The following is a 13,646-nucleotide window of genomic DNA, read 5'->3' on the forward strand; positions in this document are numbered from 1 at the left end:
TTCTGTCTGAACGTTTGAAACTATCTCTTTTATCAAAAGAACGCTCTGAACGGTCAAAAGATCTTGAGGAATCATTTCTATCTGTACGTTTGAAACTATCTCTTTTATCAAAAGAACGTTCTGAACGGTCAAAAGATCTTGAAGAGTCATTTCTATCGGAACGTTTGAAGTTATCTTTTTTGTCAAAAGAACGTTCTGATCTATCAAATTTATTGAAGGAATCTTTTTTGTCAAAAGATCTTGAAGAATCATTTTTATCAAATGAGCGGCCTCCTCTACCAAAGGATTTTTCTGAATTATCTTTTGAACGGAAGGAATTGTTATCTCCTCGGAAGGAAGGTTTGTCTGAGAATTTTTTAGATCCGAATGATCTGTTCTCACGATTATCATCTTTTCTGAAAGAGCCTCTTTCAGATTGGTCATTCGACCCATATGATTTTTTTCCGAAACTATTGTTCTTATCGCCTCTAGATTTGAAACTATCTGAGTTGCCTCGTGACTTTCTGGAGTTGTCATCACGACTGTTCCTTTTATTGCTGAATGGCATTGTGTTTTGCTAAAATGTGAACGACAAAGTTAGGTATAATTTTGGGTTTTGCGAAAAAATCCTTATCTTTTTGTCTTTTCTTGAATTTGCTGCGTTTTTACGCTAACAAACCCGCTTTAAGTTGTCTAGAATGTAACTATTTGTTTTTTAAATAAATAGTGTTTACCTTTGTACCCTTGAATTTGAACCAAGCTATTTTTTGATCGATTGCAGTCGTGGATAGGGTAGCATTAAGGGAGTGAATGATAAGAAAGAAAGTTTTATGTAGTAGTTTGATTTTGTTTGCTTTATTGCTGTCAAAGTTATACTCAACCCCACACAACAATGCTTCAAACGGCGATAAGATCGTTGAACCGAAGCTCGTAGTAGTTCCCGTTCATCATGGGGATGAAGAAGAAAAAAAAGAAAAAAGCAATTCCTTTGAATCGTATATGAATTCATTGACATTTGCCGAAGATTCATTACCGATGGATCGTCCGCTTGTGGAAAGTAAATTGCGTAAATTTTTCAGTCGATTCTCGTTTAAAAAAACAGGATCGTACGATATGCACAAAAAGGCAGAGACCTACTTGCCTATGATTGCAAAGATCCTTAAATCACATGGTATTCCGGAAGATTTCAAGTACATTCCATTGGTGGAAAGTGGCCTTAGTAAAGCTGTTGTTTCATCGAAGGGAGCTGGTGGCTATTGGCAATTTATGCCGGCAACAGCCCGTTTGTATGGCTTAAAAGTCAATGGTACGGTAGACGACCGAAAGGATCTTGTTAAATCTACGCATGCTGCAGCGAGATACCTCAAATACCTCTATGGCCAATTTGGTAACTGGACCTTGGTTGCTGCGGCGTATAATGTTGGTGATGGCAGTTTAAGAGGTTCTATAAGAAGACAAAAAAAGGACGACTATTTTGCCTTGAAATTGAATAATGAAACGGGTTCGTATGTGTACAAACTTGTTTCTATGAAGGAAATTATCGAACATCCACAGAAGCATGGCTATTCACGTTATGCCAATAAAGAAAGTGAGACGTTGGATAAGGAACCGAACATGCTGTAAAATAGTGTACTTCACAATAAAAAGGGCTTTCCACTGCATAGTGGAAAGCCCTTTTTATTGTACTGTCTTTAATCAGACCTGTAGTATTGTTCTATTTTTACCTCAGATCGACGATGTCGAAGCCTTTATAATCATTTTTGTTGAATACGAATAGACTACCGGAAAGCGCCTTATTACCTTCCTGAGAAGTTAATGTATACGTATAGCGATTACCACTTTTATCAAATACGGTGGTATCATAGATCAGACTGCTTGCTTTGTTAATGCGCAGCTTGATCTTTGAATAGTTTTTTTTGCTATCAAGAGGACTTAATTCAACAACACTTAGTGTAAGCCCTTTTACCTTTTCTGTATTGGTCAAGGTATATTTAAAACCGGTGGTATAAAAGCTGAATATATTTGTTGGATTGATCTCGTTGGTCGAATTGCTTGCTTCTGAGATTTCAACTTCTTTTTCCGCTTTCATGATATTCCACTGTGTCTTGGAATCCGATATCAATACTTGATTTTTGGTATTGAGCTGGTACTTGTTGTTACTCTTGTCCAGGTATATTGTTCCGGCATCAGTATGCGAGCCGCCATTAGCTTGTTTAATATCTAATGAGAAATTGGCCTGTATTGTTTTGTATGCATTGTACTTTTGGCTTACTTTCGTCAGTAGCGCCTTGGCAGCAGCGTCATTTTGTGCATAACTGTTTTGGCTGTATGCCATGATTAGCAGACCTACAATAAACCATACTTGTTTTTTCATCTTAGTTGTCCTTTCTTAACGTCTCCAAAAATTGTTCTAATGAATACTCATCTGGATAAAGCACTTCCCGGGCCTTACTTCCTTCAAATGGACCTACAATTCCTGCAGCTTCCAATTGATCGATGATTCGTCCTGCTCTGTTATAACCCAATTTTAATTTACGTTGGATTAATGAAGTTGAGCCTTGCTGATGCATGACAATCAATCGGGCAGCTTCTTCGAACAACTGATCGCGGTCTTTGGGGTCAAAATCTACACTACCAGAACCATCTCCGTTTTCGTCTACGTACTCCGGAAGCATAAATGCCGAAGGATAGCCTCGTTGCGCACCGATGTAATCGGAAATTTGTTCAACCTCAGGCGTATCCACAAAAGCACATTGAATACGTATCAAATCACTTCCAGTCGCTAGAAGCATGTCACCCCGACCGATCAACTGATCTGCACCGCCTGTATCTAGAATGGTCCGTGAATCGACTTTCGACAACACACGGAATGCCAGACGTGCAGGGAAGTTGGCCTTGATTGTACCGGTAATGATATTGACAGAAGGACGCTGGGTTGCAATAACCAGGTGAATTCCTACCGCACGGGCCAATTGTGCCAATCGTGCAATCGGTGTTTCGACCTCTTTTCCTGCTGTCATCATCAAGTCGGCAAACTCATCAACAATAAGAACGATATATGGTAAGAATCGATGACCCTCCTCAGGGTTTAATCTGCGATTGATAAATTTTGCATTATATTCCTTTAAATTCCGTACCTGCGCATTTTTTAACAAATCATAACGTTGATCCATTTCTATACAGAGGGAATTTAAGGTGTTGATTACTTTCTTCGTATCGGTGATAATCGCATCTCCGTCGTCAGGCAATTTTGCAAGGAAGTGGCGCTCTACTTTTTTGAATAGAGAAAGTTCCACTTTCTTAGGGTCAACAAGGACAAATTTTAGTTCGGCTGGATGCTTTTTATACAGTAGAGAGGTCAGAATCGCGTTAATACCTACTGATTTACCTTGCCCGGTAGCCCCCGCAACCAGAAGGTGAGGCATTTTAGCTAAATCGGCAATATACACTTCATTTGAAATTGTCTTACCTAAAGCGATCGGGAGATCCATATCTGTTTTCTGAAACTTCTCCGTAGCAAGGACCGATCGCATGGACACCATTTCCGGACTGGAGTTTGGTACCTCAATACCAATAGTTCCTTTTCCGGGCATCGGTGCAATGATCCGGATACCTAAGGCCGCAAGACTTAAGGCAATGTCATCTTCCAGATTTTTGATTTTTGAAATCCGTACACCTGGTTTTGGTATAATTTCATACAAAGTCACCGTTGGTCCTATCGTTGCCTTGATGCTTTCGATCTCGATGCTATAGTTTCTCAGTGTATCAACAATCCTATTTTTGTTCGCTTCGAGTTCCTGTTGATTGATGGTAATTTTACCACCACCATAGTCCTTCAATAAATCCAATGCCGGATGTTGGTAGCCAGAAAGATCCAATTTTGGGTCATACTGTCCGAATTGGGCCACAAGATCACTGGCGGTAATTTCTTTTTCCTCTTTGATATCTTCGACCACCAGACCGGGTACTGCATCGGGTTCAATAATAGCTTCTGGCTCTCGTTGGGGTTCTGCTTCGATTTTCGGCGCTTGATATTCCTGGATTAACGGTAAGTCTTCGGCTTCAAATTCTTCATTTGGCTGATCAATTGTAAAACTGATTGAAGGTGTATTCTCTGTTCTTTCAAGCGGACTATCGTCGAAGGTGAGCACCACTTTGTCCTTCGGATCAATTTGTACTTCGGGTACAGGGTGATGCGTAAAGGCAGGACGCTGAAGTTCTTCCTGTACCTCTTTGTCCCGAGCAGATTGAAATCGCTCATTGATTGACGTTGACCGTTGGAAAGATTCTCGCACCGACTGGATGGAATCATCTTCAATATGAATTTTGTTTCTAAGATTTTGTGGAGCGTATTCATCCTCATCCTCTTCGTCCGTATCTTCGGAGAATGACTTGGATTTTCTATTGCTGAAAAGGACAAACTTGAAATCAAGATTGTAAAGTAAAATTAAAGTTGTCAGATATGCAAAGGCCAAAATACAGCCAACGCCGACAATGCCAACTTGTGCTTCCAATAATTTATTGGTCCAAAAGCCAAATTTGCCCTCAAGCATATGCGGTGTATCGGCCATAAATCCATGCAGGAAGCCTAATGTTACCGAGATAAAAACGATAGCAACGAAAGAATAGACTACCGTACGGTACAACGGAAGTAATGATTTCTTGAACAACAGGCGATATCCTAAAATGAATAATACCGGGATAAAAAGAAAAGATGCGACACCAAACCATTCGTACATGAATTGGTTGGCAAGCAATGCACCAAATTTCCCTAGTTTATTGTCAACAACGGGTAGATCAACACTTTCATCATGAATTTCTTCCGTAGATCTAAATAATGTTGACCATCCGCCATTAGTTTTTGCGATATAACTTTGATCGTCTTCCCAAGTGAATAGGTAGGATACGAAAGCGGTAGCAAATGCTAATGAAAGCAAGATCAATAAAATCCCTAATATCTTGACAGCCTTTTGCTGTGCATCAGAATAATCTCTTGGTACACTATTTTTTTGACTTTTTTCTTTTTTAAATGTTGTTGATTCCTTTTGAGGGGCACGTTTGCCGGAAACTGAATTCCCTGTCTGCCTAAATGTATTTCCTTTGTTTGACATTGAAAAGCTCACAATTATACTGCTTACAAACTTAGTTATTTTGATAGTATTTTAAAGATGCCGATAGCCTAATTATTTTAAGTTTGTCGTTTTTTATGAATGAATAAATTTAGATGTAGCTAAAAAGCTTGATAGGTATAATGGCTAGCAAATAGTATGCCCTGCAAGTGGGGTGGGCTAAAGAATATGGGATATGGCTAAAGATTGTTTCTGTTTTTGCCTATTCTTTAGAGTTGCTCTAAAATATGTAGTTTTACGAATAAAATAAGAGATAGCATGAACAAGTTTGAAATACGAAAAGCGACATTAGCTGATAAAGGACGGATTTGGGAAATTATACAACAAGCAATTGCCCTCAGGAAAGAACAAGGTAGCCGACAATGGCAAGATGGTTATCCGAATGAAGATGTGGTTCAGTCGGATATTGATAAGGGCTACGGGCATGTCGTTGAAGTGGAGCGTCGGATTGTAGGTTATGTTGCTATTATTTTTGATGTCGAACCTGCATATAATGATATTGACGGAAAATGGTTAAGTGATGGTCCTTATGTCGGTATACACCGACTGGCCTCGGCGCAGGATCCGCATATGAAAGGTGTGGGGACGGCTATTATGTCCGGGGTGGAGGAGATCGCTGTTGATCATGACGTTTATAGTATTAAGGTGGATACTAATTTTGACAATGGGGGTATGCTGCATGTGTTCGAAAAGTTAGGGTACCGCTATTGTGGGGAAGTACATTTTAGGGGAGCTTCACGCAAAGCATTTGAAAAACTATTAAAATAACCGAACCGATTTCTTCTGCGGAGGAAGATTAACATTGGATTGCATAAAAAAGTCCCTTTTACTTTGTTCAAAAGGGACTTTTTTATGTTTATGGATTATTAAATCAGGATACTGCTGATCATTAACCTGCAATAATCAAGTAGTAATTCTTTTTACCGCGTTGTGCAACTATATATTTATTGTTTACAAGGTGATTGTCCGTAATCGAATCTTCAATATCGGTTGCTTTTTCTCGGTTGATAGAAACGCCGCCGCCCTGAAGCATTTTGCGGGCTTCACCTTTTGAGGGGAATACCTGTGTCTGAACAGCTAGTAAATCAAGAATATTGATGCCTGCTGCGAGATCTGCTTTAGCGACCTGAAACTGCGGAATGCCTTCAAATACCTCTAAAACTGCGTCGTGATCTAAGTTGTTTAAGAATTCTAAAGAGCCATTTCCAAAAAGAAATTCAGAAGTTTTGATCGCAGTTTCGTACGCTTCTTCGGAGTGGGTACGAATGGTGATATCTTTTGCCAGTGCTTTTTGAACTAAACGTAAGTGTGGCGCTGCATCATGTTCTGCAATAATGGACTCAATTTCTTCCTGAGGTTTGAGTGTGAAAATTTTGATCCAGTTTTTAGCATCATCATCTGACGTATTCAACCAAAATTGGTAGTATTTATATGGAGAGGTTTTCTTTGGATCTAACCATACGGCACCAGATTCGGTCTTTCCAAATTTCTGGCCGTCGGCTTTTTTGATTAATTGCGTCGTGATGGCATAGGCTGTTCCCTGATCTTGGCGACGGATCATTTCGCTTCCTGTTACGATGTTACCCCATTGGTCCGACCCGCCCATTTGAACTTTACAGTTGTGGTGCTTCCAAAGATAGTAGAAGTCATATCCTTGAATCAATTGATAGGTAAATTCTGTAAATGAAAGACCATTGTCGCCTTCCAGACGTTTTTTTACAGAATCTTTTGACATCATATAGTTAACGGTAATCATTTTACCGATATCACGAATAAAATCCAAAAATTTAAAATCTTTAAACCAGTCGTAATTATTAACCATTTGGGCGTCATTTTCCCCTTCTCCAAATTCAAGAAATTTGCCTAACTGTTTTTTCAGACAAGCGACATTATGGTGTAAGGTAGCTTCGTCCAACAAGTTACGCTCTGCAGATTTGAAAGAAGGGTCTCCGATCATGCCTGTTGCTCCTCCAACCAGGGCAACTGGTTTGTGGCCTGCATTTTGGAAATGGATCAACGTCATGATTTGCGTCAAGTGTCCTACGTGTAGAGAGTCGCCTGTGGGATCAAAGCCGATATAACCAGCGACTTTTTCTTTATTCAGTAAGTCTTCAGTGCCTGGCATAATATCTTGCAACATGCCTCTCCAACGTAATTCTTCTACAAAGCTCATTGTTAAATGGATTTAATTTTTTAATTTACAAGATGCAAAGATAGGAGATTAAGCGTATATTGAGCGAATTATTTCCCATAAAAGCACACGCTAATAAGCTGGTATGAATTTTTTATCACATTTCTATTTTGAACGGTTTGCAACTAATCCCGAACGTATGGTGGGTGGATTGTTACCCGATCTATTAAAAAATGCGGATAAATCCTTTATGCTAAAACCGCGTCAGTATGAAGATGAGCTCTTGGACAATCCTTTACTGGAACAATTGTACATAGGCTGGAATCGTCATATCGAGGTCGATCGTCTATTTCACAATTCACCTTACTTTTTTCATCATACACATCAGCTGAAACTAAAAATCCAGTCTAGTTTAGCCGGGCTGCCTATCCGTCCGTCCTTTATGGCCCATATTGCGTTGGAGCTATTGTTGGATCATATCCTAACACAAAATAAAGCGGTCTCCATCGATAAATTCTACGCTGCACTGGTACATGTCAATGAAGATGCTGTTCGGAAGTTTTTGAAAATTAATCAGCTGAGTGATATTCCTAAGTTTGAAAAGTTCTATCATCAGTTTATTGAGTGGGCGTATATTTATGACTATGCACAGGTAGAAAAAATTGCAGGTGCGCTTTTCAATATTTGTAAGCGATTGTGGAAATTTGAAGTTTCAGTGGAGCAAAGACAGCTTCTGACAGAACAGCTGATTTCCTATTTACATACGCAGATGACCGATTATCAAGAAATTTACCAGTATATTCAATATGAGCTGGTGGACTTTAATTAGTCTGTCAGAAAATACCAATAGTATAAGACCTTGAAAATATTTATTTTCGCATAATTTTAAGTATCAAAAACTAAATTTACATGTCACATAGACTTTTTCGGAAGAAAAGTGTTGATCAGATTCTGCATGACACTCAAAAAGAGGAGGGGACGGGCCTTGCAAAGGTATTGGGGGTAACAGATCTGGTTTCGTTGGGTATCGCCGCTATTGTAGGGGCTGGAATCTTCAGCACAATTGGATTGGCGAGTTATGAAGGTGGACCAGCGGTATCACTCCTCTTCGTTTTTACGGCTTTTGCCTGTGTTTTTACGGCATTGGCCTATGCGCAATTTGCCAGTACAGTTCCTGTGTCTGGCTCAGCATATACATACGCTTATGTGGCCTTTGGTGAGTTGTTTGCATGGATTATAGGTTGGGCATTGGTCTTGGAGTATGCTGTTTCCAATACGGTTATTGCCATTTCCTGGTCGCAGTATTTTGTCTCCATGCTGGAGGGCTTTGGACTCCACATACCGGCTTGGTTGTCCATGGCGCCAGGCTATGCTTATGATGCTGTAGAGAAGATGAACCAACATGGTGCGGCTGCACTGACCGCAATCGACCAACATGGTCTGGATGCTTTTAATAGTGCACCACGAATAGGAGGAATGCCTATTATTTTCGATTTACCAGCAGGTGTCATTACATTTTTGGTTACTTGGTTGGTTTATATCGGAATCAAAGAGTCCCAGAAAGCGAGTATGATTATGGTTATGATCAAGGTAGCGATTATCCTTGCCGTAATTTTTGGGGGTATATTTTTCATTAAACCTGAAAATTGGACACCTTTTGCGCCGAACGGCCTCAAAGGTGTACTCGGAAGTGTGGCCGCGGTTTTCTTTGCCTTTATCGGATTCGATTCGATCTCCACAACTGCCGAAGAGTGTAAAAACCCGCAGCGCGATCTACCTAAGGCGATGATCTATTGCCTATTGATTTGTACTGTATTGTATGTCGCTATTACCTTAGTCTTGACGGGGATGGTTAATTACACCGAATTAAATGTGAAGGATCCGCTTGCTTTCGTGTTTAAATATGTGGGCTTTGACCATATGGCCGGAATTATATCGGTGACCTCTGTGATTGCCATCACCAGTGCCTTGCTGGTGTATCAATTGGCGCAACCAAGAATCTGGATGACGATGAGTCGGGATGGTTTGTTGTGGAAGAAATTTGCGACCATTCACCCAAAATATAAAACACCTTCGTTTGCAACTATTGTAACGGGTTTGGTGGTTGCTATCCCTTCGTTATTTTTTAAAATGGATTTCTTTGTGGATTTAACGAGCGTCGGTACCTTTTTTGCCTTTATACTTGTGTGCGCCGGTGTATTGTATATGGATTATTCGGGTTTATCGGCAAAATCCAAATTTAAAGTTCCTTACATCAACGGTAAGTATTTGGTTGGTGCAGGGCTACTGATTGCTATTGTGTTTATTTTTAGCTATGCGCAAGAGACGATACAGGAGTGGAAATCGCTTACCATCCTTGAAATTCTAGAACATAAAATGTTAGTCATCATATTTTGGTTAACTTGGCTTGGACTGGGGATTTATAGCTTTAAAATGAACTTTTCCCTATTGCCTGTCGTTGGTATTCTGATCAATCTGTATTTAATGACGGAGCTGGGGGCAAGTAACTGGATAATATTTGTGATCTGGCTCGTGATTGGATTGGCTGTATATTTTATGTATGGCTATAAACATTCAAAGTTAAATAAACAGGCGCAAGCCTAGTATAGGAGAAGCGTCGTACAGTAATGGATCAAAGAAAAGGAGCTATCTGCATAAAAGATAGCTCCTTTTTTTTAATATCATGGACTTATTAGAATCTCCATAAAAGGATCCGGCTTACCTTATTACCTTGTTCCATGCGGATCACTTCGGTCTCTTTTACGTTTATTTTCTTTAGTTTGTGTTGTAGAAAGCGAATGTCTTCGCGGTGGGCAACTAATGTTGTGAACCATTTTACTTGATCTTTGTGAAATTGGCTTTCAAAGATCATGCGTGACAAGAACGCTTTTTCACCACCATCGCACCATAACTCGCTTCCTTGTCCAGAAAATGCCTGTGTGACCGGTTTTTCGTCTATTTTAGCGTCTTTGATACCTGTGGTCTTACGGATGGACTGCTGTAAAGCCTCGGTCTGAGAGCTAAAAAATGGGGGATTACAGATCACCACATCATATTTTTCCCCTGGAAGAATAATGTCTTTGAATATGGCCTTCGGATTATTTTGGAGGCGGATCTGTATGCTCTTTTTTAAGCTCATATTTGTCCGTGTTATCTCGATGGCGTTTTTGTATGCGCTCTTGATGATTTCAGACCCTACAAAGCTCCATCCATACTCCTGATGTCCGATGATGGGGTAGATACAATTTGCACCAACACCGATGTCGAGGACGTGGATGTTTCCGCCTTTTGGAATTTCACCATTATTGTCCCATGCAAGAACGTCTGCGATATAATGAATATAATCTGCCCGGCCCGGAATAGGGGGGCAAAGATTCTCTTTGGGGATATCCCAGTGTTGAATGTGGTAATATTTTTTTAGAAGTGCCTTGTTTAACGTTTTAACAGCATCGGGGTTGTTAAAATCGATGGACTTTACTTTATACGCATTTTCTATAACAAAATCTTTGAGCGAAGGTTCCACTTTGCTCAATTCTTCAAAATTGTAGTTATCGAGATGTCTATTTCTAGGATGTAATTTCTTTTTTGGATTAGCGTCTGCCATGATGTATTATTTGCAACAAAAGTAATGCAATTCTATTGAATAAAAAAGGTGATGCTTGAGCATCACCTTGAGGAGTCTTAATCTTTCCGTATGAGATGGACCTCTGAAGTCTGTGGAAAATTGAGCGGAACCCGTTCAATTGTAACAAAGCTGGAATCTAAACCAAAACCTTTTTCTTCGGACAAACTCATTTTTTTGAGGTAACCATAGATGTCCATAATTACTTTTTCTATCCATGTCATCTGGTTGGTTTTGGAGAGTACTTTTTCCAAAACAACAAACTTAAAGTCACCAGGAATATTGTGTTTACGTAGGGTGTCGTATTGACTGGTGATGTCAATTTCACCTTTTTTCACCATTTCCTCAACTACTTTTCTGAACAGTAGACTGATGCGCTGTTCCTCTCTAAAGCCAAGTTTAAAATCAACCCGTATTAACTTACCCGGGATAAGCTGATCGATTGAATATTCTTTTGTATGTGGATGATCCATCACATCAACGTGGACGAGCCAATATACATCCGCACGTTTTGGCTTTTTATTAATAATTGAATAAATAATTTTAGCCTCTATCTCGGATTTGAAATTTGCACTTGTCAGATAGACCAAATGCGACGCATAGGGAGGGACGGATTTGTCCTCGCTCAATTCGGAGATAATGGGGTAGTATTTATTGATGTTAATGAAGTTAACAAAACGATTTTTAATTTTTCGCGCTGTGTACCAGCAATACATTGTTATATATAGCGCAGTAGCAAGCAGAAGAGTCAACCAACCACCATGGGCTATTTTGACACCATTTCCTATTAAGAAAGTTAGTTCAATAACAAAATAAGCAATCAAAAATACCGCAATTAGTACACGGTTGACTTTTTTCATGGCGAGGAAGTATCCCATTAAAATCGTGGTCATCAATACCGTTAAATTGATCGCAAGACCATAGGCTGCATCCATACGGCTTGATTCTTCAAAAACCCAGATGACAATCATACAGCCGACCCATAAAATTAAATTGATGGATGGTACATACAACTGACCTTTATGTTCACTGGGGTAGCGGATAGCCACCTTGGGCCATATATTCAACCGTACTGCTTCCGAGATTAAGGTATAGGATCCGGATATCATGGCTTGACTGGCGATGACCGCTGCAATCGTCGCGATAGCGATACCGTAGCCTATAAACCAATCGGGCATGATTGAGTAGAACGGATTTTCACCTCCAAGGACACGTCCTTCCTGTGTCAACAACCAGGCTCCTTGTCCGAAATAATTTAGTATAAGTGTGATTTTTACGTAGATCCAGCTGATGCGGATATTGTTTTTACCGCAGTGTCCCATATCCGAATACAATGCTTCGGCACCTGTAGTACATAAAAACACGGCACCGATCAGTAATAGCGAATGGGGGTAGGTAATCAAAATATGGAAAGCATAATAGGGGTTGATCGCTTTCATCACTTCTGGTGCGAGGTGAAGATGAGATAAACCGATTACACCAATGATTGTAAACCAGATGGTCATCAATGGGCCGAAAACCTTTCCTACAACAGATGTTCCAAATCGTTGGATAATAAACAATAAGGAGATAATTGTAACTACAATAGGTACTGTAGGTAATCCTGGGAATTTGAGATCCAAACCTTCAATAGCCGAGGATATTGTGATGGCAGGGGTGATCATTCCGTCCGCTAACAAGGTCGCTGCACCGATCATCGCCGGGAAAATTAACCAAGGGGCACGTTTGCGTACCAATGAATAGAGGGATAGGATACCGCCTTCACCTTTATTGTCTGCCCGGAGTGTGATCCAAACATACTTTACTGTTGTTTGGAGCGTCAGTGTCCAAAAAACACAGGATAGCCCGCCCAAGACTAAGTCTTTTTGAATGGCTCCTTGTCCCATGATTGCTTTGAAAACATACAATGGAGAAGTTCCGATATCTCCAAAAACGATTCCTAAACTGATCAATAATCCGGCGAAACTCACCTTATTGATACTGTTGTGATGACTGTTGTCTGCCATTTATCAATTATTTTATTTCAAAATATACTGCAAAAATATACTTTTTGCCTGTACTTTAAGTAGGTACATTTCCTGCGCCAAATTTTAGCATTTACTTTGACATGCGCAAGAGCTGTTAAAATTTGTTAAAAGAAACTTAGAATGAATCTATTTGCTGAAAAACTTTTAAACAAAATACTAACTTTGTTGTTGATAATTCAAATAGTTAGCGTTATATTTGATTAAACCGTAACCAGTATTTGAAGTCTAATTTAACACTATGGGGAGAAATCTACTTAAAGCAGCTTGTTTAACACTTTTATCCGCACTGACATTGTGTAGCGGGTTGACTCGGGTGTATGCAAAGTCTCCTTATGACCATACTATTTCGCAACATATTTGGGACGGCAGTGAGGCATTCGGAGAAGATAATAACATCAAGGAGACAGAGAAACTTATCAATAATGTGAAGGTTTTCTACAATCCGATTGCTGAACAAATAAATCTTTCTTTTAAATTGGCAAAATCGTCGAGTGTGTCTATCAAAGTAATGGATGCATTGGGCAATGAGATTCTCCAATTAATGAATGGTAATCTGGATTCAGGAATTCAAAATCTTTCCTTTGAGCATGGTGGGAAATTAACGACAGGATTTTACTTTGTACGCGTAGTTGCAGGTTCGGAAACCGTGGTGAAAAGATTTTCTATTCGATAAGAAAGTAACATTTTTCGATAAAAAGGTAATTTGTAATGTACGTTCATTCGTATACATAAAACAGCAAAGGGGATCAAATGATCCC

Annotated in this window: 11 protein-coding genes; 5 read left to right on the forward strand and 6 right to left on the reverse strand. The window is 39.7% G+C overall.

Going from position 1 to position 13,646, the window contains the following annotated elements; genetic code table 11:
- The coding region (locus B4Z47_RS04170; protein ID WP_286726866.1) for a hypothetical protein at nucleotides 1-516 on the reverse strand (516 nt) is incomplete at its 3' end.
- A gap of 273 nt (nucleotides 517-789) precedes the next feature.
- Here B4Z47_RS04170 and B4Z47_RS04175 point away from each other — a divergent pair.
- The gene (locus tag B4Z47_RS04175; RefSeq protein WP_112375476.1) at nucleotides 790-1,602 is read left to right on the forward strand and encodes a lytic transglycosylase domain-containing protein; all 813 of its coding nucleotides are present in this window, start codon (nucleotides 790-792) and stop codon (nucleotides 1,600-1,602) included.
- A gap of 97 nt (nucleotides 1,603-1,699) precedes the next feature.
- Here B4Z47_RS04175 and B4Z47_RS04180 read toward each other — a convergent pair whose 3' ends face one another.
- A complete protein-coding gene (locus B4Z47_RS04180) occupies nucleotides 1,700-2,353 on the reverse strand; it encodes a LolA family protein (protein WP_112375477.1) in 654 nt (217 codons plus the stop codon).
- 1 nt (nucleotide 2,354) lies between these two features.
- Nucleotides 2,355-5,090, reverse strand: a complete 2,736-nt coding sequence (locus B4Z47_RS04185) for an FtsK/SpoIIIE family DNA translocase (RefSeq protein WP_115046640.1) — start codon at nucleotides 5,088-5,090, stop codon at nucleotides 2,355-2,357.
- Between the two features lie 276 nt (nucleotides 5,091-5,366).
- Here B4Z47_RS04185 and B4Z47_RS04190 point away from each other — a divergent pair, with 276 nt between their 5' ends.
- Complete coding sequence (locus B4Z47_RS04190) at nucleotides 5,367-5,876, forward strand: GNAT family N-acetyltransferase (RefSeq protein ID WP_286726867.1); 510 nt, start codon at nucleotides 5,367-5,369, stop codon at nucleotides 5,874-5,876.
- A gap of 121 nt (nucleotides 5,877-5,997) precedes the next feature.
- Here B4Z47_RS04190 and tyrS read toward each other — a convergent pair whose 3' ends face one another.
- A complete protein-coding gene (gene tyrS / locus B4Z47_RS04195; protein WP_286726868.1) occupies nucleotides 5,998-7,281 on the reverse strand; it encodes a tyrosine--tRNA ligase in 1,284 nt (427 codons plus the stop codon).
- 103 nt (nucleotides 7,282-7,384) lie between these two features.
- Here tyrS and B4Z47_RS04200 point away from each other — a divergent pair, with 103 nt between their 5' ends.
- Both B4Z47_RS04200 and B4Z47_RS04205 read left to right on the forward strand, forming a co-directional pair.
- On the forward strand, nucleotides 7,385-8,068 hold the full coding sequence (locus tag B4Z47_RS04200; RefSeq protein WP_070563210.1) for an ACP phosphodiesterase: 684 nt from the start codon (nucleotides 7,385-7,387) through the stop codon (nucleotides 8,066-8,068).
- A gap of 80 nt (nucleotides 8,069-8,148) precedes the next feature.
- Nucleotides 8,149-9,843: an amino acid permease gene (locus B4Z47_RS04205; RefSeq protein ID WP_112375480.1), complete on the forward strand. Its 1,695-nt coding sequence runs from the start codon at nucleotides 8,149-8,151 to the stop codon at nucleotides 9,841-9,843.
- Nucleotides 9,844-9,931: 88 nt separating this feature from the next.
- Here B4Z47_RS04205 and rlmF read toward each other — a convergent pair whose 3' ends face one another.
- Complete coding sequence (rlmF, locus tag B4Z47_RS04210; protein ID WP_286726870.1) at nucleotides 9,932-10,843, reverse strand: 23S rRNA (adenine(1618)-N(6))-methyltransferase RlmF; 912 nt, start codon at nucleotides 10,841-10,843, stop codon at nucleotides 9,932-9,934.
- Nucleotides 10,844-10,920: 77 nt separating this feature from the next.
- Nucleotides 10,921-12,867, reverse strand: a complete 1,947-nt coding sequence (locus B4Z47_RS04215) for a KUP/HAK/KT family potassium transporter (protein ID WP_046671947.1) — start codon at nucleotides 12,865-12,867, stop codon at nucleotides 10,921-10,923.
- Between the two features lie 259 nt (nucleotides 12,868-13,126).
- Here B4Z47_RS04215 and B4Z47_RS04220 point away from each other — a divergent pair, with 259 nt between their 5' ends.
- Nucleotides 13,127-13,561: a T9SS type A sorting domain-containing protein gene (locus tag B4Z47_RS04220; protein WP_070563202.1), complete on the forward strand. Its 435-nt coding sequence runs from the start codon at nucleotides 13,127-13,129 to the stop codon at nucleotides 13,559-13,561.
- Nucleotides 13,562-13,646 lie beyond the last annotated feature (85 nt).

Source organism: Sphingobacterium sp. UBA2610, from assembly GCF_002339225.1.
Taxonomy (GTDB): domain Bacteria; phylum Bacteroidota; class Bacteroidia; order Sphingobacteriales; family Sphingobacteriaceae; genus Sphingobacterium; species Sphingobacterium multivorum.

What these genes read in the sequence shown, in the direction of transcription:
- B4Z47_RS04175 (WP_112375476.1), top strand. Translation starts at nt 790, where the DNA reads ATGATAAGAAAGAAAGTTTTATGTAGTAGTTTGATTTTGTTTGCTTTA.
- B4Z47_RS04180 (WP_112375477.1), bottom strand. Translation starts at nt 2,353, where the DNA reads ATGAAAAAACAAGTATGGTTTATTGTAGGTCTGCTAATCATGGCATAC.
- B4Z47_RS04185 (WP_115046640.1), bottom strand. Translation starts at nt 5,090, where the DNA reads ATGTCAAACAAAGGAAATACATTTAGGCAGACAGGGAATTCAGTTTCC.
- B4Z47_RS04190 (WP_286726867.1), top strand. Translation starts at nt 5,367, where the DNA reads ATGAACAAGTTTGAAATACGAAAAGCGACATTAGCTGATAAAGGACGG.
- tyrS (WP_286726868.1), bottom strand. Translation starts at nt 7,281, where the DNA reads ATGAGCTTTGTAGAAGAATTACGTTGGAGAGGCATGTTGCAAGATATT.
- B4Z47_RS04200 (WP_070563210.1), top strand. Translation starts at nt 7,385, where the DNA reads ATGAATTTTTTATCACATTTCTATTTTGAACGGTTTGCAACTAATCCC.
- B4Z47_RS04205 (WP_112375480.1), top strand. Translation starts at nt 8,149, where the DNA reads ATGTCACATAGACTTTTTCGGAAGAAAAGTGTTGATCAGATTCTGCAT.
- rlmF (WP_286726870.1), bottom strand. Translation starts at nt 10,843, where the DNA reads ATGGCAGACGCTAATCCAAAAAAGAAATTACATCCTAGAAATAGACAT.
- B4Z47_RS04215 (WP_046671947.1), bottom strand. Translation starts at nt 12,867, where the DNA reads ATGGCAGACAACAGTCATCACAACAGTATCAATAAGGTGAGTTTCGCC.
- B4Z47_RS04220 (WP_070563202.1), top strand. Translation starts at nt 13,127, where the DNA reads ATGGGGAGAAATCTACTTAAAGCAGCTTGTTTAACACTTTTATCCGCA.